General features: G+C 68.8%; 18 protein-coding genes and 1 pseudogene. 14 read left to right on the top strand and 5 right to left on the bottom strand.

Annotation, left to right across the window (positions count from 1 at the left end; genetic code table 11):
* Positions 1-1,007: 1,007 nt before the first annotated feature.
* The gene (locus HF526_RS04240; RefSeq protein WP_211176763.1) at positions 1,008-1,751 is read right to left on the bottom strand and encodes an IclR family transcriptional regulator; all 744 of its coding nucleotides are present in this window, start codon (positions 1,749-1,751) and stop codon (positions 1,008-1,010) included.
* Between HF526_RS04240 and HF526_RS04235 the strand changes: the two genes are divergently transcribed.
* The 7 genes from HF526_RS04235 to HF526_RS04205 all read left to right on the top strand — a co-directional run bounded on the left by HF526_RS04235 (position 1,697) and on the right by HF526_RS04205 (position 9,121).
* Positions 1,697-3,292, top strand: coding sequence for an MmgE/PrpD family protein (locus HF526_RS04235; RefSeq protein WP_169379918.1), 1,596 nt, complete (start codon positions 1,697-1,699; stop codon positions 3,290-3,292). The genes HF526_RS04240 and HF526_RS04235 overlap by 55 nt on opposite strands.
* A complete protein-coding gene (locus HF526_RS04230; protein WP_169379917.1) occupies positions 3,289-3,810 on the top strand; it encodes a MaoC family dehydratase in 522 nt (173 codons plus the stop codon). The genes HF526_RS04235 and HF526_RS04230 overlap by 4 nt, the downstream gene beginning before the upstream one ends.
* On the top strand, positions 3,807-5,003 hold the full coding sequence (locus HF526_RS04225) for an acyl-CoA dehydrogenase family protein (protein WP_338051286.1): 1,197 nt from the start codon (positions 3,807-3,809) through the stop codon (positions 5,001-5,003). Before HF526_RS04230 ends, HF526_RS04225 begins: the two co-directional genes overlap by 4 nt.
* Complete coding sequence (locus HF526_RS04220) at positions 5,000-5,485, top strand: MaoC family dehydratase (protein WP_169379916.1); 486 nt, start codon at positions 5,000-5,002, stop codon at positions 5,483-5,485. Before HF526_RS04225 ends, HF526_RS04220 begins: the two co-directional genes overlap by 4 nt.
* The gene (locus HF526_RS04215; RefSeq protein ID WP_169379915.1) at positions 5,482-6,705 is read left to right on the top strand and encodes a CoA transferase; all 1,224 of its coding nucleotides are present in this window, start codon (positions 5,482-5,484) and stop codon (positions 6,703-6,705) included. Before HF526_RS04220 ends, HF526_RS04215 begins: the two co-directional genes overlap by 4 nt.
* A 78-nt stretch (positions 6,706-6,783) precedes the next feature.
* On the top strand, positions 6,784-7,680 hold the full coding sequence (locus HF526_RS04210) for an aldolase/citrate lyase family protein (protein ID WP_169379914.1): 897 nt from the start codon (positions 6,784-6,786) through the stop codon (positions 7,678-7,680).
* A 148-nt stretch (positions 7,681-7,828) separates the two neighbouring features.
* The gene (locus HF526_RS04205; RefSeq protein ID WP_211176759.1) at positions 7,829-9,121 is read left to right on the top strand and encodes an MFS transporter; all 1,293 of its coding nucleotides are present in this window, start codon (positions 7,829-7,831) and stop codon (positions 9,119-9,121) included.
* Between the two features lie 833 nt (positions 9,122-9,954).
* Here the strand turns inward: HF526_RS04205 and HF526_RS04200 are convergent.
* Both HF526_RS04200 and HF526_RS04195 read right to left on the bottom strand, forming a co-directional pair.
* Positions 9,955-11,370, bottom strand: a complete 1,416-nt coding sequence (locus HF526_RS04200; protein WP_239028272.1) for a purine-cytosine permease family protein — start codon at positions 11,368-11,370, stop codon at positions 9,955-9,957.
* A gap of 187 nt (positions 11,371-11,557) precedes the next feature.
* Positions 11,558-11,971, bottom strand: coding sequence for a cupin domain-containing protein (locus HF526_RS04195; RefSeq protein ID WP_169379911.1), 414 nt, complete (start codon positions 11,969-11,971; stop codon positions 11,558-11,560).
* A 239-nt stretch (positions 11,972-12,210) separates the two neighbouring features.
* Here HF526_RS04195 and HF526_RS04190 point away from each other — a divergent pair, with 239 nt between their 5' ends.
* The 7 genes and pseudogenes from HF526_RS04190 (at position 12,211) to HF526_RS04160 (ending at position 18,068) form a co-directional block, all read left to right on the top strand.
* The gene (locus HF526_RS04190; RefSeq protein ID WP_338051285.1) at positions 12,211-12,933 is read left to right on the top strand and encodes a GntR family transcriptional regulator; all 723 of its coding nucleotides are present in this window, start codon (positions 12,211-12,213) and stop codon (positions 12,931-12,933) included.
* A 2-nt stretch (positions 12,934-12,935) separates the two neighbouring features.
* Positions 12,936-14,072 carry an LLM class flavin-dependent oxidoreductase gene (locus HF526_RS04185; RefSeq protein WP_169379910.1) on the top strand — a complete coding sequence of 379 codons (1,137 nt, stop codon included), beginning with the start codon at positions 12,936-12,938 and terminating at the stop codon, positions 14,070-14,072.
* Positions 14,069-14,680 (top strand): amino acid synthesis family protein, encoded by a 612-nt coding sequence (locus HF526_RS04180; protein ID WP_169379909.1) that lies wholly within the window; start codon positions 14,069-14,071, stop codon positions 14,678-14,680. Before HF526_RS04185 ends, HF526_RS04180 begins: the two co-directional genes overlap by 4 nt.
* Positions 14,677-15,234 (top strand): amino acid synthesis family protein, encoded by a 558-nt coding sequence (locus HF526_RS04175; protein ID WP_338051284.1) that lies wholly within the window; start codon positions 14,677-14,679, stop codon positions 15,232-15,234. Before HF526_RS04180 ends, HF526_RS04175 begins: the two co-directional genes overlap by 4 nt.
* Entirely contained in the window at positions 15,231-16,004 is a 774-nt protein-coding gene (locus tag HF526_RS04170) for an alpha/beta fold hydrolase (protein ID WP_169379908.1), read from the top strand. Before HF526_RS04175 ends, HF526_RS04170 begins: the two co-directional genes overlap by 4 nt.
* The gene (locus tag HF526_RS04165; protein WP_169379907.1) at positions 16,001-17,527 is read left to right on the top strand and encodes an aldehyde dehydrogenase; all 1,527 of its coding nucleotides are present in this window, start codon (positions 16,001-16,003) and stop codon (positions 17,525-17,527) included. Before HF526_RS04170 ends, HF526_RS04165 begins: the two co-directional genes overlap by 4 nt.
* 35 nt (positions 17,528-17,562) lie before the next feature.
* Positions 17,563-18,068: pseudogene (locus HF526_RS04160) on the top strand (flavin reductase family protein).
* A gap of 141 nt (positions 18,069-18,209) precedes the next feature.
* Here HF526_RS04160 and HF526_RS04155 read toward each other — a convergent pair.
* Both HF526_RS04155 and HF526_RS04150 read right to left on the bottom strand, forming a co-directional pair.
* A complete protein-coding gene (locus tag HF526_RS04155) occupies positions 18,210-19,916 on the bottom strand; it encodes an amidohydrolase (RefSeq protein ID WP_169379906.1) in 1,707 nt (568 codons plus the stop codon).
* Positions 19,904-20,212: an EthD family reductase gene (locus HF526_RS04150; RefSeq protein WP_169379905.1), complete on the bottom strand. Its 309-nt coding sequence runs from the start codon at positions 20,210-20,212 to the stop codon at positions 19,904-19,906. The genes HF526_RS04155 and HF526_RS04150 overlap by 13 nt, the downstream gene beginning before the upstream one ends.
* Positions 20,213-20,222: the final 10 nt, after the last annotated feature.

The following is a 20,222-nucleotide window of genomic DNA, read 5'->3' as shown; positions in this document are numbered from 1 at the left end:
CCCGTCCTCGCCGTGTTCGGGACCGGTCCGCCGTCGGGCTGATGCCCCACTACACAGAGGAGGGACGGCGCCGCACGGTGATACATCTTCTTCTTCCGCCGCCGGTTCTATGGGTGCCGATGAGCTCAGTGACGAGAGGCCGGCGAGCCAGTTCTGCCACTCTGCGTTCTCGCGGCCCAGAGGGTCTGAACAGGGCAAACCCCGACTGGGCGGAGGTCCGCCGGCTGCGGCGGGCGGACTGTCGATCTCGGAGATCGCGCGGGTGCCGGGGGTCTCGCGGAACACGGTGAAGCGGGCGGTGGCCAGCGACGGCCGCCGCGGCATCGGCGGGGCCGGTGGGTTGGCAGACGTTGCACCGTGCTGCGGATCGGCTGAACCCGGGCCACGACCGAAACGCCGGGAACCCCACGGTTCCCGGCGCTTTCCCATGGTCAGCTGCTCCACCGCTGGATGGGGAGGCGCCGCGTTCGGATCCGCCCGGGTCAGGCGCCGAGCCCTGGCCCGCTGCGCGGGATACAGGTGCAGAGAACATGGGTGCGGCTCCCCCGCCGGGCGTTCGCCCAGGTCAGAACCGCATCGACGTCAGCGCCGATGATCTCGTGGTCATCCTGAGTGAGCCATTGTGTTGGCTTGCTGCTTGCTTCCGCGCGATTGCCTGTCCAGGTAGGTCTTGGCTATTCTGCGTGTAGCTCGACGTTGTGGACGTGGAGCGAGTCGCGAGGCCGTGTGACCTGGGGCAGACCGGGAGCACGGCCTTACGCGTGTCTGGGGCCCAGCAGTTGACCTCGGTGATCTCGACGAACCCGCTCAGAGCCTAGGAGCAAGGTGGTGTTCTGCGGTGACATTAGGGCAGCAATGTTCTTGTCGACAGCGCTCGCTATTTCCCCGTCGTCATATGTAGCCGGCCTCGACTTTGTGTTAATTCAACCTCTGCTCTGTTTGGCGTCCGGTGGGCGTCGGCGAGAGCTGTCTGCGGAAAGCAGGCAGTACCGAATCTCCATGTAGTCTCACAAGCGTCCGCTGATCTCGCTCGCGGCTTTGCTGACAAGCTCGCCCCAGTGCGGTACCTGCCGGCGCTGGAAGCGGGAGTCGGGCATCGAGATGCAGATGCCGGCGACCGGCACGCCCGTCCGGTCGAGGACCGCCGCGCCGACCGCTGCTACTTGGGGTCGGAACTGGCGAAGGTTGAGGGCGTACCCACGCTTGCGTATCCGGCGCAGCTCCGCCCGCAGCTCGGCGGGATCGCCGATGGTGGTGGGTGAGTAGGTCTCCAAGCCGTCGGCGATGAGCGCCTCGACCCGGTTCTCCGGGGAGTGCGCTAGGACTGACAGCCCGGTCGAGGTGGCGTGCATCGGCGTGCGGGTGCCGAGCTCGTTGAATGTGCGGACCGCCTGGGTGGAGTCCATCCGCTCGACGAGGACCATCCATCGCAGCCCCTCCGGCACGGCCAGATGGATCGTCTCGTTCGTCTCATCGCGTAGTGCCTGCATGGGGCCTAGGGCCGCCTCGCGCAGGTTGATCTCGGGGATGTTGTTGCGAGCCAGCTGCCGTGCCGCTGGCCCCAGTGCCCAACGTGTGAACTCGCCCTCGACCGGCTCGATCCAGCCCATCTCGGCGAGCGTTGTGAGACTGCGCTGGACGGTGCTTTTGGGCAGCTCCAGCAGACGAGCCAGCTCGGCGACCCCCACTGGCTGATGTGCCGCGACGGATTCGAGCACGCGCAGGCTGCGTACCACGCTCTGCATCGTCATCGACGAAGTATCCCAGGCTGCTCGCCTTTGGAGCATTGACAGCTCGTAACGGGGCAGCGCACAGTGATCCGTGCCATCACACAGCACAGCTTGTGCCGTATCGTGGCATAGCGAAAGGTGATCCGATGACCCGACCGGCACCGGCGCCGGTACACCCGGACGAACCATTCCCCTCATCTCCACCGCCCACGGCCACCTCCGCGCTGGCTGTCCAGATCGCAGCGCTGCGATACGACGCGATCGGTGAGGACGCCCGCACGGTCGCCGCCCAATGCGTACTCGACGGAATCGGCGTCGCAATCGCCGCCACGGCCGAACCGGCGGTGCGGATCCTGCGTAAGACGGTTCTGTCCGAGGTCGCGGACGGTCCTGCCACCCTGCTCGGCACCGATCTGCGCACCACGACACGGGACGCCGCGCTCGTGAACGGCACAGCGACGCACGCCCTGGACTACGACGATGTCTCCGGACCGATGAGCGGGCACCCCACCGTGCCGGTCCTGCCGGCCGTCCTCGCGCTCGGCGAGGAACTCGCCACCGATGGGAAGGCTCTCGTCACCGCGATGGTCGCGGGCATCGAGTGCGAGGTGAGGGTCGGCGCAGCCTTGGGCAATGCTCACTACCTGCGGGGATTCCACACCACCGCAACCGCCGGCACGCTTGGCGCCGCGGCGGCCGCGGCGAACATGCTCGGACTCTCAGCCGAACAGACCTGCACCGCACTGGGCATCGCGGCCACGCAGGCAGCGGGGCTCAAGTCGATGTTCGGCACGATGTGCAAGCCGCTGCACGCGGGCAAAGCGGCTGCGTCCGGGATCCTCGCGGCAAAGCTCGCGGCAGCGGGGTTCACCGCCGCCGAGGACGCTATCGCCGGTGAGCGAGGTTTGCTCGCGACGCAGTCCGACGGCGCCGACCTCGACGCGCTCACTGTTCCGTTCGGCCGTCCGTGGCACGTCGCGGACGTGCTGTTCAAGTTCCACGCGGCCTGCTATCTCACTCACGCGAGCATCGAGGCGGCCCTCGCGCTGCGCGCCCAGGGCCTGGAGCCTGCCGAGATCGAGTCCGTGGAGGTGCTCGTCACGCCGGCTCACCTGGGGGTCTGTGCGATTCCCTCGCCGCGGACCGGCCTCGAAGGCAAGTTCAGCCTGCGGTTCGCCACCGCGCTGGCGCTCGCCACCGGGCGGGCCGACGAATCACGTTTCACCGACGCGTCCGTGGCGGATCCCGCTCTCGTCGCGCTCCGCGACCGTGTCCGAGTTGTCACCGTCGACGACGTGGGGCGCTATTCCGGGCAGGTCACCGTGCGCAGCCGTGACGGCCGCACCTGGCAGGCCCGCGACGATGTCGGCTCGCCGCGATGGACGCGCTCGCCGGCCGAACAGCTGCACGCCCTGGAGGCCAAGTTCGACGCCCTCGTCACCCCGATGCTGGGAGAAGCACGGACCGCGCAGCTGCTCGCCGTCCTCGGGGATCTGGACTCGCTCAGCTCGGTGGCCGAGCTGACCGCGCTCACCGCTCCGGCGCCGAGGAGTCACCCATGACCACACATGCCCCCGGCGAGGCACCGGGCAGGACAGCGGAGCCGATCCGCACCTGGCGCAAGGGGCACTATTTCGAGGACTTCGCCGTCGGCCAGGTTTACGTCCACCACTGGGGTCGGACAATCCTCGAGTCCGACAACAGCACCTTCTCCTCGCTGACGCTGAGCTATCACCCGGCCTACTTCAATCGCGTCTACGCCCGCGAGCTCGGCCATGACGGTCTGGTCGTGAACCCAATGCTGGTCTTCTTGATCACCTTTGGGATGAGCGTCGAGGATCTCAGCGAGAGTGGCGGCGCCTTCCTCGGTGTCGACGACCTCGTTCACCACCGTGCTGTCGCCGTCGGCGAGACCCTCACGGCCTGCAGCACGGTCGTCGACGTGCGCGACTCGGCCAGCAGACCGCACCAGGGCATCGTCTCGTGGCAGACCGAGGGCCGCGCCGACGACGACTCGCTCGTCATCTCATTCCGCAGGACCAATCTGATCGGTAGGCACAGCGCGCTGGAGGCATCGTGACGACTCAGGCCATCGCAGACGTCGACAGGGCCGTGGGCGCAGCCCCGTACCTCAACCCGGACCGGAAGGAGTTCCAGGCCCTCGCTCGGGAGTTCACGATGCGTGAGGTGCTTCCCGTCGCGAACGAGCTCGACCCGGACGGCACAGAGATCCCCATGGCGCTTCGCGACGCGATGGCGGAGCTGGGCTTCTTCGGCATCCTGATCCCCGAGTCCTACGGCGGTCTTGGCCTTGGCGTGTTCGAATACTGCCTCGCCGCTGAGGAGCTGGCCCGCGGCTGGATGAGCGTCGCCAGCATCATGGCGCGTGGCAACAAGATCATGGCTGGTTGGGATGAGCAGCGCCGGAAACGGATGCTGCCGGAGGTCGCTGCTGGCCGGTACCTGGGATCGATGGCGCTCTCCGAGCCCGAAGCCGGCTCGGATGTCGCGAACCTGTCCTGTCGCGCCCGCCGCGACGGCGACGGCTGGGTCGTCAACGGGCAGAAGATGTGGTGCACCTTCGCCGACGGCGCCGACTACATCCTGTTGTTCGCCCGCACCGACGAGCAGGTCGACCCGGCGCGCCGACACCGCGGCGTGAGCGCATTCATGATCGACAAACAACGCGGGAGCCTCCCTGCAGGGGTGAGCGGCACCCCGGTCCGCAAGATCGGTTACCGCGGCTGGAAGACCTGGGAACTCTCCTTCGACGACTTCCGGTTGCCCGCCGACGCCCTCGTCGGAGAGGAAGGCCGTGGGTTCTACCTGGCGATGGAGAACCTCGAGATCGCGCGCCTGCACACTGCGGCACGGGCGATCGGGCTCGCGCGGGGCGCGTTGGAGGACTCGATCGCCTACGCCGCACAGCGCGCCCAGTTCGGTCGCCCCATCGGGGAGTTCCAGGCGATCCGCTTCAAGATCGCCTGGATGGCGAGTCAGATCGAGGCGGCCCGCTGCCTGATGTACGAGGTCTGCACCCGGTTCGACGCCGGGGAGAAGTGCGGCACCGAGGCCTCGATGGCCAAGCTGGTCGCCAGCGAGATGGCGGAGAAGGTGACCAGCGAGGGCCTGCAGATTCACGGTGGCGCCGGGTACACCACCGACTTCGCCGTCGAGCGGTACTGGCGCGACGCCAGACTCACGAAGATCTTCGAGGGGACTTCGGAGATCCAGATGCGGATCATCTCCGATGCGCTGATGGGGCGGCCATGACGCCTCGGATCTCCACGCTCGTCGGCTCCGACAACTACTTCGAACACTTCGCCGTGGGTGACCGGTTCCGACACGCACGCGGCAAGACCGTCACCGAGATGGACGGGGTGCTGATCACGAACCTCGTCATGAACACCGCGCAGGGGCACTTCAACGAGCACGTGATGGCCGACCGCGAATTCGGCCGCCGGATCGTGTTTGGCGGGGTGACGGCGTCGATCGTCATCGGACTCGCGTCGCAGGACACCGCCGAGAACGCGCTGGCCGAACTCGGTATGACCGGGGTGCGGTTTCGCAGCCCGGTATTCCATGGCGACACCCTCTATGCATCCACCGAGGTCGTCGCCACCGGGAACGCAGATCGACCGGACGCGGGTGTGGTGACTTTCGATCACATAGGACATAACCAGCACGGCGAGGTGGTGTTCACCGGGCAACGCCGGGTGCTGCTCAAGCGGGCCTCGCATTGGGCGGAGCGGTGAACGTGGCGGCCGGCGCCCCACTGCAGGGTCTGCGGGTGCTCGACCTGACCCGAGCCCTCGCCGGGCCCTTCGTCACCATGCTGCTCGCCGACCTCGGAGCCGACGTGATCAAGGTCGAGCCCCCCGAGGGCGACATCACCCGCCCGCAGGGTCCATTTCACCCGGCCGACGAGCTGCGCGCCTACGGCGGCTACTTCGCTAGCGTCAACCGCAACAAGCGCGGCATCGTCCTCGACTTGTCGACGGTCCGGGGCCGGACCGTGCTCCGCGACCTCGCCCGCGACAGTGACGTGCTCGTCGAAAACTTCCGTGCCGGCGTGATGGAGCGGCTCGGATTGGGGTTCGAGTCGCTGCTCGCCGACAACCCGCGGCTCGTCTACGCCGCCGTCCGTGGATTCGGCGACCCGCGAACCGGCGTCAGCCCCTACGCCGGACGGCCCGCCTACGACGTTGTGGCCCAGGCAATGGGCGGCATCATGGCGATCACCGGGCAACCCGACGGCCCACCGACCAAGGTCGGCCCGGGCGTGGGGGACATCCTGCCCGCGACGCTGACCGCGGTGGGCATTCTCGCGGCGCTGCGCCAGGTAGAGGCCACCGGCGCTGGCGAGTTCGTCGACGTCGCCATGTACGACGCCGTGCTCTCACTGTGCGAGCGGATCGTCTATCAGCACTCCTACCTTGGAGTGTCACCCGGACGCGAGGGCAACGCCCACCCCCTGCTGTGCCCGTTCGGCCTCTACCGCGCCGCAGACGGCTGGATCGCCATTGCCGCCCCCGGGGACCGGCACTGGCAGCTGCTCTGCAAAGCCATCGACCGTCCCGACCTCGTCGAAGACCCCCGGTTCCGTACGAACCGGGACCGGGTGGCGCACCGCGAGCTGGTACGCGAGGTCGTCGAGGAATGGACCGCCGGCCGGAGCGTGACCGCGATCGAGGCGGTGCTTGCCGCCACCGTCCCGATGGCGCCGGTGAACTCCGTCGAGCGCATCTTCGCCGACCCCCACGTACGCGCCCGCAGCATGCTGGTCGAACTCGAGCAACCGGGGGTCCCGACACCACTGGCCGTCGCCGGGCAGCCAATCAAGTTCGCTTCCGGCAGCGGTGTCCCCATGCACCGGGCCCCTCTGCTCGGGGAGCACACCGACGCCGTGCTCGACGAGCTCGGCTACCCCAGTGATCACGTCGCCGGGCTGCGCCGCGACCGCGTCGTCGCTTGAGCACGATCAGAACCATCCACCGGACTGCCCTCACCAACCCGGTGCACGTCGTGCACCCGATGCAGATGGAGGAGCGCCGTGCGCCTGCGCCGTAGTGAACTGTCCACCCCCGGTAGCAGCGAGAAGATGCTAGCCAAGGCCGCCGCGAGCGATGCGGACCTGGTGTTCTGCGACCTGGAGGACTCGGTCGCCCCGTCGGAGAAGGTCGCTGCCCGCACCAAGGTCGTGCACGCCCTGACCACGCTGGACTGGAAGCCGGCCACGCGTGCCGTGCGCATCAACAGCCTCGAAACCGCCTGGTCGCACCGCGACGTCATCGAGCTCGTGGAGGGCGCCCGGGAGGCACTCGATCTGATCATCGTGCCCAAGGTGCTCGCCGGTCGCGACGTGTGGTGGGTCGACCGGCTGCTCACCCAGCTCGAGGAGTCCCTGGGGATGACCAAGCGGATCGGCATCGAGGTGCTGATCGAGGAGGTTGAGGCGCTGATCAACGTCGAGGAGATCGCGACCGCCAGCCCACGGCTGGAGGCTCTCATCTTCGGCCCCGGGGACTACTCGGCGTCGCAGGGCGTGCGTGCCGATGCCATCGGCGGCGCCGGCGGTTACCCGGGCGACATCTGGCACTACGCACGTAACAAGATCGTCGTGGCCGCTCGCGCGGCGCGCATCGACGCCGTCGACGGTCCGTTCGCGGGCTTCGGTGACCCTGACGGCTATCGCCGCCAGTGTGAGTTGTCGGGCTCGCTCGGGTTCGTCGGCAAGTGGGCCATCCACCCGTCGCAGATCGCGCTTGCAAACGAGGCCTACTCGCCGACGCCCGAGCAGGTCGAGCGTGCCCGACGTCTGGAGAAGGCCTACGCCGAGGCCGAGAACCGAGGCCTCGGTGCTGTCGCGGTGGACGGCGACATGATCGACGTCGCCTCCATCCGCATCCTGCGCAACACCCTCGCGAAGGCCGACCTGATCGGCATGTAGCCGGCGCAACGGAGCGCCGTGAGGAGAACAGACCATGACGGAACCCGCAGGACCCCCCACGCTGAGAGCATTCGCAGCCTCGGCACGACTCGACCGAATCCCGGTGGCGACCCGCTCCCACAGAGTGTGGGTGGCTCTACTGTGCGCGGTGTTCCTATTCGAGCTGGCCGACCTCAACACATTCGCCTATGTCGCGCCGGCGCTGAAGCAACACTGGGGTGCCTCGGTCGGCAGCATCGGCACCGTCACCGCGGCGGCCTTCCTTGGGATGTTCGTAGGAGCACTGATCGGCGGCAGGCTGGCCGACGTACTCGGGCGCAAGTGGGCGCTCACCGGCTCCGCGATCTGCTACTCGTTGTTCTCACTGCTCAGCGCGCTCTCCCCGAACATGGCGACGCTCGGTGTGCTGCGGGTGCTGACCGGCGTCGGCCTGGAAGCCATGACCGTCGTCGGACTGATCTACGTCGCAGAAATGTTCCCCGCACGGATGCGCGGGCGATACCAGGCCCTGATTCTGGGTGTCGGACTCATCGGCATCCCGATGATGTCCTGGTTCGCCAGATTCGTCGTGCCCACGGGTGCCGACGGATGGCGCTGGGTGTTCGTGCTCGGCGCCGTCGGCATCCTCGCCGCCGCAGCCATGATCCGATTGCTCCCCGAATCGGCCCGTTGGCTCGACGCCCATGGCCACAGCGAGTCGGCCGCCGCGCTCGTGGCATCGCTCGAGGCCGAGGCGCGTGAGCTCACGGGCGAAGAGCTACCTCCCGTGGGCGACCCGCCGGTGGCGGAGAATCCCGGCCGACTCCGCGAGTTGATCAGGGGGCGCTATCGCTCCCGCACCCTCCTGCTGTCGCTGGCCTGGATCTTCGGCATCCTCGGTTTCTACGGCTTCAACGCATGGGTGCCCACGCTGCTCGTCGAGAAGGGCTACGACATGGTCGCAAGCCTCACCTACACCGCGATCCTGTCCATCGGTGCGGTGCCCGGCGCTCTTCTCGCCTGGCCGCTGATCGACCGCTGGGAGCGTAAGCACACGCTGCTCGGCATCGAACTCGTCGTCGTCTGCCTGGTGCTCGTCTACGGCTTCGTGGCCAGCGTGCCGGTCATCCTCATCGCGGGCTTCTGCATCACGCTGCTGCTGCAGATGCAGACCGCCTTCCTCTACACCTACACCCCCGAGGTGTTCCCGACCCGCCTTCGCGGAGTAGGCACAGGCTTCACCAACGGTCTTGGCCGGCTCGCAGGAGCCGGCGGCGGGGTACTGGTCGCGGCGATCTTCCAAGCGTGGGGATACGTCTCCGTCTTCGTCTACGTGGCCGCGTGCATGGGGCTCGTCGGACTGCTAATAGCAGTGTTCGGGGTCCGTACCACCGGCCGCTCGCTGGAGACCATCACCCGCACCGATGACGGGCATGCCTCGCCTGTGGACAGCGTGCTGTAGGAGAGCTGACTGATCGCTGACGACTCACGGCAGCATCGATCACCACGCGGCATAACCGTACTGAGCTTCCCCCGTAGCCCGGACTATCGGGCGCGCACGCTCAATGTGGCCGTGTGCAGGGCGGAGATCAGTTAGGTGCGGCGCCTCCCCGAGTCAGGCGTTGGCCTGACGCTGCCCGACGATGAGCAGGCCCCGGACCTGAGAGACCTGGGGTGCAGAGCGTGTGAGGCAAGACGCCGGCGGCTCCACGTCAGGTCGGCTTCAACGGTTTGCTGATAGAAGTGCGGTGCTCGCGGGGGCGGCACGTCCGCCGGGGGATGCCTGGCGCTGCCGGGCGGCAAGCCTCGACGTCGGATGGAGCAGCCGGGTGCGGCGGGCCAGGGCGCGGCGCTCCAGAGTCGGTCGGACAGCTCGTAGCGGGCCACTCGCTACTCTGCACGCCGCTCCCGCCCGGCCAGCCGGACCGCGGAGGTGGCGGCGGCGACGTGCTGGTTGCGGCGCATGCTGCGGATCCGCTCCGCGGCGGCGCGTTCATGGTCGCCTTCTTTGTCGAGAGCACGTCCAGCCAGGCCGGGTCGCGCAAGTTCTGCCAGCTGTTAAAACCATTGCACGGCAAAGTTTGCAGGGCCTCTAAAGCCGCTGGACTGGTCCGGGGCTACGCGAGTCTGTTGGCCCTCCAGCACAAGGACCGGCACTTCGCAAGGATGAAGGAGCCGCCACAACGTCGCAGTGATCGTCGCGGACTGCAACGTCCGGTGGCATCGGTATCTCCGCCGAGTCGGTGGAGTAGAGCAGCACTCTCGGGAGCCTGCCGCCGGGCGCCGCGTACGAGCTCACTGCCGGACGCGGCTGTGTGCGGCCCCGTCGGTCGCGGCAGCACCCTCGGGGCTCGCGGCGTCGGGACAAGTCGCCGGCGGACGTCGCGCCGTCCTCCACAACGGGGGCAGCCGCCAGGTCCCGAGGTAGACCAGCACAGCGACGAGCGCTGCGACGACCATGCTGATGTCGCCCCAGGCAGGGAAGGCCTCAGCGAACGGACCGACGTAGATGCTCGAGTCCCAGAACGGCACCGACGCGAGCACACCGACAGCCCAGGCGACCGCCCCCCACTCGAGGCGGCGGGTGGTGTCGTAGAGCTCGGGGATACGGCTGCGATCAGACCGTCCGCCTCGGAAGAAGTCCACGAGCAGTACCGCGGCGAAGGGGGCGATGAAGTAGGAGGTGAGGTTGAGGAAGATCGAGAATTTGTCCTCGACACCCGCCTCCCCCCACAGGCAGACCGCGAAGGACAGCATCGACATCAGGATCACGCCCTGCGTCCGACTGACTGGGATGCGCAGAGTCTGGATCGAGATCGCGCCGCCGTAGATGTTGAGAAAGTTCTGGGCGAGGACCGAGAGAGTCACCGCGATCAGTGCGGGAACGGCGAACGGCCCGGTGAGCTCGCGCAGTGCCTCGATCGCGTCCGCCCCGCCCACTCCGTTGCCGACCAGTACACCGAGCGTGCCGAGCCAGAAGAGCGTGACGAAGTTGCCGATGCCGGTGAACCAGGCGGTGCCGCGGGCCGAGGCGGGCGAGTCGGGCAGGTAGCGGGAGTAGTCCGAGGCGAAGGGCGCCCAGGCAACGAGGAAGGCGAGGAAGAAGCCTGCGAACGTGATCCAGCCGCCGGTCCCCGTGGCCTTGACGGCCACGGCGTGACCCTCTGCGATCGATCCCCTGGCCACCGCGACGACGGTGATCATCACGAAGAGGACCGCCAGCACGATCGAGAGCAGGCGCTGAAAGTAGTGGATCATGTTGTAGCCGTAGACCGAGATGACCATGACGATCGCCGTCAGGCCCAGTGCGCCGCTCCAGAAGGGCGCGCCGGTCAGCGCGCTGAAGGCCTTGCCCCCCAGGATCGCCGTGACGGCGGACCAGCCGACCCCGGCAAAAACGTTGATGTACGCCACCGGGAGCACGTTCCCGAGGAAGCCCAGCGGTCCTCGTGCCTGGATCTGCTGAGGCACGCCGAGCCGCACCCCCATCCGGGACATGACGGCCATGAGGACCGACCCCAGGAGGGTGCCGACCGCGATCGCGGCGATCGCGGGCCCGAGGCTCAGTCCGTAGGCGGAAGCACTAAAACCCAGCAGCACAATCGGGAAGTTCAGCCCGGCGGCGAACCAGACGAAGAACTGCGACCGGGGCTTGCCGTGCCGCTCGCCGTCCGGGATGTGGTCGACCCCGAAGGGCTCGACCGTGGTCAATGATGTCCCGTACCTGACCGCATCAGCTCCTGCGGAAGGTGCGGTCGTGCGCCCGTCGACGGGCCGGTGATCTTCGGACACGAAGTCCTCCAGGTGCGGATGGAAGGGCCGGCGGCAGTGCTCGGCCTGGCCGGGCCACCCCGGACGCTCGGTCCGGTAGATGTCCCGCGCCCGGGGCGTGCCAGCGTTAGTCGCCGGCCTCGTCGGGTTCGAGATGGTGCTCGCCCCGGGCCGTGACGGACACGTGCGTCATCGACGAGTCCGCCGCAGCGAGATGGCGATGCCGGCGCCCCCCGGGCACCACAACGACGTCGCCCGGTCGCATGGCGAGGACGCCGTGGTCGTCCTCGAGCGCTCCCCCGCCGTCGACGACGACGAGTGTCTGGTCGGAGTCGTGGATGTGCCACACGGTGCTGGCGCCAGCGTCGAAACGCGTTGCGAGCACCGTCAAACCACCGTCGGTGGCTGCCTCTGCCACCGTTCGGGAGCGCACGCCACCCCTGAACATCGGCAGCCGGCTGCAGTCGACCTCGGCGGGGTCGTCGATCCCCGGGAACCGCAGCCGGATCCCGGCGGGGCCTGCCTCGCGGCGGTCGGACATCTGAACTCCTCGGCGTCGAGGGATCGGGGGAAGTGGACCACGAGGGTCGCGCTGCGACGGAGAACGCCGCGTGGCACGAGACTGTTGCATGCATGAAGTGTCGGGTCAACCCGGCAGGATGCCAATGGCCTCCCGGGCTCCGAAAGCGCCATTACCTGGGTCCTCGGGCAAATGAGCCGCTGAGCTTGCGCTTCTGGTCTGGGCGCGGGACGCCCTGCGTTGACCGCCCTCGTGGCGACATGTACCTTCCTTGCATGCAAGAAGGCACTACGGATCGTCGTGGATCCAAGGGCGGAGCCCAGGCTCGTGTCCTCGATGGTCTGCGCAAGGCGATCGTCGACGGCGTCCACCCGCCCGGGCGGCCGCTGTCCGAGGTCGCACTCGCCACGGAGTATGAGGTGAGCCGGACCCCCGTCCGTGAGGCGCTCAAGCAGCTGCAGATCGAGGGGCTGATCGAGGTCCGCCCCCGGGTCGGCACATTCGTCCGAGCACCGAGCCGCCGCGAGGTCATCGAGCTGTTCGAGCTGAAGGAGATGTTCGAAGGCATGGCAGCGCGGCTGTTGGCCGCTCGCGGTCCAGTGCCTGTGCTCGACCAGCTCGAGGACAACATCGAGCGCTCAAGCCACGCCGTTGCGCGCGGCGCTGCAGACGACTACGCCCTGTTGGTTCACGAGTTCCACGAGCTGCTCGTGACTGGTGCCGACAACACCCAGCTCGTCACGCATTACCGCACGCTGATGAACCAGCTCGCCTACCACCGGCTGGTGTCCGCAGCGCTATCCCGGCCGGGCCGGCTCGGAGCCTCGCTCTCCGAGCATCGGCATGTGTTGGAACTGATCCGAGAGAAGGACGGCTTCGGAGCGGAGTTCGCGATGCGCGACCACGTCCGCTCCAGCGAGCGAGCCACCATGTCCGCCGACGACCCCCTCACCGGTGGCCGGCCCCTCCGAAAGGAGATGTAGAGATGCGCTTTTCGATCTTCCACAACGTCGGTGCCCCCGGGCGGCTGCACGAGGTCGCCTCCGTACTCGACGAGATACGGGAGGTCGCCACCTTCGCCGACGACGCCGGCTACCACTCGATCTGGTACACCGAGCACCACTTCGGCCACGAGGGCTACGAGCTGGTCCCGAACCCGGTGCTGATGGGCAGCGACACCGCCGCGCGCACCTCACGGATCCGGATCGGCCAGGCCGCGAACATCGTGACCTTCTGGAACCCGATGCGGCTGGCAGAAGACATCGCGATGCTCGACCAGCTCTCCGGTGGTCGAGTCGAGGTGGGCGTCGGCCGCGGGCTCTACGGACGCGAGGCGATGAACCTCAACCCGGTCGCAAACCCGAAGGACCAGGAGCAGAACCGGGCGCTGTTCGAGGAGACCGTCGAGATCCTCCGCAAGGCCTGGAGCGGGGAGTTCTTCTCCCACGATGGTCGTTTCTACCAGTACCCCGCTCCCGGGATCGCCTGGAACCACCCGCAGTCGCCATCCACCCCTGAGTTCACCAGGCCCGACGGCACGATCGGCAAACTGCAGGTCGTCCCGCAGTCATTCCAGCGACCGCACCCGCCGCTGTCGCAGGTCATCGACACCGCGCGGTCGATCCAGGGCGCGGCACGGTCCGGAATGAAGGGCATCTTCTGGATGCCGCCGATCTCCGAGCTCAAGAGCCGATTCGCCCTCTACCGCGACACCCTGTCCGAGGCGACCGGCGTCGACCAGCCGCTGGGCCAGGGTCTCTCGCTGGTCCGCGACGTGTACGTGGCGGACACGATGGAGCAGGCCCGCGCCGATTTCGAGGAGGCGCTGCTGACCTCCTACAAGTGGATCTGCCACTGGCGCGGCCTGGGCAACCTGCGCGAAGCGGGCGAGGAACTGGCCGAGGGACAGCAGCTCGACTACGACTTCCTCGCCGAGCGCAACCTGCTCGTCGGCACCCCGGACTACGTCGCGGAGAAGGTCCACGAGCTGCGCGAGAAGCTCAACCTGCAGGACCTGATGCTCTGGACCACCCACCCAGGGCTCGAGCACCGCAAGTCGATGCGTAGCTTCGAGCTGTTCGCCGAGAAGGTCATGCCCCAATTCACCGGCGAGTCGGCGTGACCGGCGCGATCCGGCGAATCGTCACCGTCGTCGAGGAGATCGTCACCGAGCTCGGCGAACCCGTACGCACCCCGGTGCGCCGGGCGGCCGCGGTGGCGGTGGTCGCGAACCCCTGGGCCGGTCTCGGAGTCCAGGACGACCTCTCCGCCGAAGTGGCCGCGCTCGCCCCGCGAGTCGCGCACGCGCTGTCTGACCGGCTGATCAACGCACTCGGCGGTGTCGGCCGGATCGAGGCCTTCGGCAAGGCCGCGATCGTCGGCCTCGACGGCGAGATCGAGCACGCCGGCGCGTTCATTCACACCCCGTACTTCGGCGACGTACTGCGCCGCCGCACCCTCGGTGAGTCGATCATCGTCTTCTGCGACCAGCGTGCCGGGGCCGGGACCACGCTGAGCGTCCCGTTGTGGCACAAGGAGCACGCCGCGACGCGCTCGCACTACCAGACCGTGCCCGTGCGGGTGCCCGACGCACCCAGCCCCGGCGAGATCGTCGTGATCGCGGCCGCCTCCGACGGGCCCCGCCCCAACGCCCGCATCGGTGACCGCCGCACCGACGCCGCCCTGACCGAGGAGATCCTCGCCCGTCCGGAACTGGAGTCCGTCTCGTGACCATCACGATCCGCAGCATCACCACGATCCTCGACGAGGTCCTCACCGAGGGCGGCCGGCCCGTCGAGCCGACCGCCCGCACCGCGATCGTGCTGGCCGTTCTCCAGAACCCATGGGCAGGGCAGGGGTTCGTGGAGGACCTCGGTCCGCTGATCGACGAGGTGGCGCCGCAGCTGGGCAAGCTGCTCAGCGACCGCGTCGTCGATGCCCTGGGCGCATCGGTCGAGGCCTTCGGCAAGGCCGCGATCGTCGGCCTCGACGGCGAGATCGAGCACGGCTCCGGTCTGATCCACACCCTGAAGTTCGGCAACCACTTCCGCGACGCCGCGAACGCGACCACACTGCTCCCGGCCGTGGAGAAGCGGGCCGCGGCCGGCGCCACGTTCGACATCCCGCTCAAACACGTCACCGACGCCACGATCCGGTCGCACCACCAGACCGTCGAGGCCCGGCTGGCCGACGCCCCGCGCGCCGACGAGATCATCGTTGGGCTCGCCGCCGCTGCCCAGGGCCGTCCGCAGGCCCGTCTCGCCCCGCTGGCCAGCGAGCGATGAGCGCCCCGGCGGACGTGGTCCTGCTGCACGGTGTGGGCCTGGACCACACAATGTGGGAGCGCCTCGCGCCGGGGCTCGCAGCGCGACACCATGTGCTCACGCCGGACCTGCGCGGCCACGGCACCGCTCCGGACGCGGCACCGGGGCTGACCCTGAGCGACCTCGCCACGGACATCGCGCGGCTCATGAGGGGGCTCGACGGCCCAGCACACCTCGTCGGCTTCTCACTCGGTGCGCTGGTCGCCACCGAGGTCGCCTTGGACAACCCGGAGCTCGTTGCGTCGCTGACGCTGGTCAGCGGGGTAGCGAATCGTTCCGCCGCCGAGCGCGATGCCGTCGCGGGTCGGCTCCGGGCGTCCCGCACAGACCTCGACGCCACCTTCCTTGCCGCCGTCGATCGATGGTTCTCGCCCACGTGGAAGGCCGCCGAGCCCGCGTTGGCCGAACGCGTCCTGGCTACGCTGCGGGCCAATCGACCCGAGTCCTACCTCGCCTGCTACTCGGTCTTCGCCGATGCCGACGCGCAGCTCTGGCCTCGGCTGCGCGAGCTGACGATGCCCGTCCTCGCGATCACCGGCGCCGAGGACACAGGCTCGACACCTGCGATGTCCACCGCGGTGGCGGCGCAGGTGCCGGACGGTCGCTGGGCGGTCGTCCGGGGGGCCCGGCACCTGCTTCCCCTCGAGCGGCCCGACGCGGTCCTCGACGCGGTCGTCTCGCAGATCGACGGCCGCACCTCCACACATCCCCCAGGAGCGCTGCTGCCATGAGCACTGCCGTCTCGGCCGCCGCCACAGACACCGCGGCCGGCCCCCTCCGCCGGCACGACCACTACATCGGCGGCGAGCACGTCCCGCCCGCCGACGGGCAGTACCTGCCAAGCGTCAACCCGACGACCGGTAAGGCCTGGTACGAGACCGCCCGCGGCACCGCCGCCGACGTCGATCGGGCCGTCACCGCGGCCACGCGTGCATTCACCGACCCGTCCTGGCGACGGGTCTCCCAGACCCGTCGCGGCGCCCTGCTGCGCCGGGTCGGCGAGCTGATCGGTGAAAACGCCGAGGAGCTCGCCCACACCGAAAGCACCGACAACGGCAAGCTCCTGCGCGAGATGCGAGCCCAGCTCGCCGCTCTGCCCGAGTACTTCCACTATTACGGCGGGCTCGCCGACAAGATCCACGGCGAGACCATCCCGGCCAACAGCGTCGAGATCCTCAACTACACGCTCCGCGAGCCGGTCGGCGTCGTCGGCGCGATCACCCCGTGGAACTCTCCGCTGCTGCTCACCACCGCGAAGCTCGCCCCCGCGCTGGCCTGCGGGAACACGATGGTCATCAAGCCGTCGGAGTACACGAGCGCCTCCATGCTCGCCCTCGCGCCGCTGTTCGAGGAAGCAGGCTTCCCACCGGGCGTGGTCAACGTCGTGACCGGGTACGGGCCCGAGGCCGGCGCCCCGCTTGTCGACGACCCAAGGGTGGAGAAGCTGTCATTCACCGGCAGCACCGCCACCGGCTCGTGGATCTCCGAGCGCGCCGGCCGCCGGCTCGTCCGCGCCGGCCTCGAGCTGGGCGGCAAGTCCCCACAGATCATCTTCGCCGACGCGGACGTGGAGAGTGCCGCCAACGGCGTTATCGCCGGGATCTTCGCCGCGGCCGGGCAGACCTGCATCGCCGGCAGCCGAGTCCTGGCCCACCGCTCCATCTACGACGAGCTCGTCGCCCGCGTCGTCGAGCGCGCCGGCACGATCCGCATCGGCGACCCGCTCGACCCGGCCACCGAGCTCGGCCCCCTGGCAACGCCCGCCCAGCTGGCCAAGGTCGAGGAGTATGTCGCCGCCGGCCGCGCCGAGGGCGGCACCGTCGCCTACGGCGGCGGGCGCCCGGACACCGGCCTCGGCGGCTTCTTCCACCAGCCAACGGTCTTCACCGAGCTGGGCAACGACACTCGGGTGTGTCGCGAGGAGATCTTCGGCCCAGTCGTCGCGGTCATCTCCTTCGACGACGACGCCGAGGCCATCCGGATCGCCAACAACACGAGCTACGGCCTCGCCGCCGGCATCTGGACGAAGGATCTCTCCCGGGCACATCGCACCGCTGCCGCACTCGACGCCGGGACGGTGTGGGTGAACATGTACCGCGCGATGTCGCCGATGTCGCCGCGGTCGGGCTTCAAGACCTCCGGCCTGGGCGTCGAGCACGGCACCGAGGTCGTCCACGAGTACACCCGCCTCAAGAGCGTCTGGGTCAACACCAGTGACGAGCCCGCCGGTGACCCATTCGTCATGCGCTCCTGAGTGCACCCTCCCAACGGACTTCCGCAGGAGCTGTGATGACCCATCTGGATCCCGCCGTCGACCCCGCTGCGCTGCGCACCGCCTTCGGTTGCTACCCCAGCGGTGTCACCGCGGTGTGTGCCCTGCACGACGGCGCACCCGTGGGGATCGCGGCCAGTTCGTTCACCTCCATCTCGCTCGACCCAGCCCTAGCTGGGCTCTGTGTCCAGCTCTCTTCGGCGACCTGGCCGGTGCTTGCCGACCGCCCCCGCCTGGGGCTGTCGGTCCTGGGCGCGGGCCAGGGCCTGGCCTGTCGCAGGCTCGCCTCGAAAACCGGGACAGGTTCGCGGGGGTCGAGTGGGAGGCGACCGCGGAGGGCGCCGTACTGCTGCACGGCGCGAGCGCCTGGCTAGACTGCGCGATCCACGAGGTTGTGCGGGCCGGCGACCACGACCTCGTCCTACTTCGGGTGCACGCCCACCGCACGCACCCAGGAACCGCCCCGCTCGTGTTCCACGCCAGCACGTTCCATGGGCTCGCCGGTCTGAACAGGGCGTCGTGAGCGCAGCACTCGGTGCGGGTACACCCCGAGTGCTGCTGGGCGACGGCCTCGGCGCCGTCTTGTGTCCGTGTGTCGGCTCGACAAGCCGCTGGCCAGTGCGGCCACCCCGTGCGGCCGAGGGCCATCGCGAGTGACCGGACGTCACAGGTGCTTCACCCGTGATGAACCGAGGTGCGGTGCACGGATGTGCATGCTCTGACCTGCAACGAACACCTGGTCCACGTGGATGTTGGCGATCTCGTCATCGGCGACGGTGAGCGGGTCGCGGTCGACGATGATGAGGTCAGCGAGCTTGCCCGTCTCCAGCGAGCCGCGGGACGCCTGCTCGCCGAGAGCCGTGGCGCCGCCCAGGGTGTGCATGCGTAAGGCATCGAGGATGTCGATCTTCTCGGTGGCCGCGATGGGGTGGCCGTGGAAGGAGCGCCGGGTCACGCAACAGGCGACGCTGAAGAACGGCCGCGTCTGCTGCTGCTCGGAGCCGACCCAGACGTCCGAGCTGCCCGAGATCGGCCATCCGTCGTCGAGGAGACGCCGGAAGGGGAACTGGCGATCCCGGGCGTACTCCCCGACGTAGGCAGGCAGGAACTCGGCGAAGTTCTGGATGAAGACCGGTTGAGGTACTGGGACGATTCCCGCCCTACGCCAGGCGTCGGTCAGCTCGCTGTAGTCGGGGACGAAATTGCCGGCGTGCTCGACCCTGGGCGGCAGGGCGCCGTCTGGGCGAGGACCGGCGGCGGCGATCGCTGCACACACCTCGAGCTGGGCGCGGTCGCCATTGGCGTGCACGGCCAGCTGAAGCCCTGCCGCCCAAACACGCCGCACCGCAGCGGTCACTTCGGCGCCGGTCACCGCCATATCGCCGCAACCGTGGCCGTGGGAGGCATAGGGGCGGGTCAGCGCGGCGTTGGCGGCGGAGTAGCCGCCATCGGCGAAGATCTTCACACCGTGGATCCGGAATCGGTCGGGCTGTGACCGAAGCGCAGACCACGCGCGATGATCGCAGGCCTCATCGAGCGAGACCGTGCCCGGTACCCACAGGTAGACGTGCATACGGGTACCGATGCGCCCGGCCGACACCGCCGCATCCATCATCCGCAGCCCGTCGGTGGACTCGGAGATCTCCCCGAGGGTGGTCACGCCGTGGCGGGTGAACAGCTGCGTGATGCCGGTCTCCAGCGCCTCACGGGACTCCTGCTCGGAGAGCACCGGAAGCGGCAGCAGCTTGTCCATCTCCGTGACCACACCGATTGCCACGCCGGTCGCGTCCCGTTGCACCGTCGGCTTGCCGGTGATGCTGTAGGACACCGCCTCGTAGTGGTCATCGATCCCGGCCAGCTCGAGCGCCTTGGAGTTGAGCACCGTCAGATGCCCACCCGCACGCACGGCGATCGCCACGTCCCGACTGACCGAGTCCAACTCAGCGCGGGTGGGAAAGCGCTGATCGGTGAGCTTCTGGTCGAAGAACAGGTTCGCCTGGGCGACGAGCCATCCGTCGCGGGCGGCGGGAAGGTTGTCCCGCAGGGTGTCGAGAACATCTGCGACACTGGCACAGCCGGGCGCGCGGGCGTCGACCATCCAGTAGCTGGCCTTGGCCGCGACCTCAGCGTGGGCGTGCGGATCCACGAACCCAGGTAGGACCGTGCGGTCCCCCGCGTCGAGGACTTCGGTGCCCCGGCCTATGTACTCGATGGCCCGCTCCCGCGGCACCACGGCGGCGATGCAGCCACCGTCGATCACCACCGCAACCGGCCCGTCGGTCGCGGCGGGAGCCATCGTCAGCGCCCGCCCGGCCAGCAGTACGGTCTCCGCGGACCGCGGCCCTTCGGCCCCGGTCGTCACCGCTGCCATGTCAGGCTCCGGGTCGTGTTGAGGATCTGTACTCCGGCGCCCGCGAAGGTCTCCAGGTCGGCGACGGCGGCCTGAGCTTCCGGGCTCGAGAGCGCACGCTCGGCGTCGCTGGCGGAGGGGTATGTCATCCGGGCGACGAGGTAGGGAGCGTCCGCCTCGTCCGAGGAGACCTTGCCCCAGGTGAACTCCTGCACCGAAGGCATGGCCTTGACGAGCGGGACGTGCACGTGGACGTAGTGGTCGTCGAAGGCGGCGGTGTCCGCTGGCCAGCTGTAGAGAACGAGAACGTCATACATTGCTGCTCCG

The organism is Pseudonocardia acidicola, assembly GCF_012911935.1.
GTDB classification, from domain to species: domain Bacteria; phylum Actinomycetota; class Actinomycetes; order Mycobacteriales; family Pseudonocardiaceae; genus Pseudonocardia; species Pseudonocardia acidicola.
This window is presented reverse-complemented; position numbering and strand designations above follow the sequence as displayed.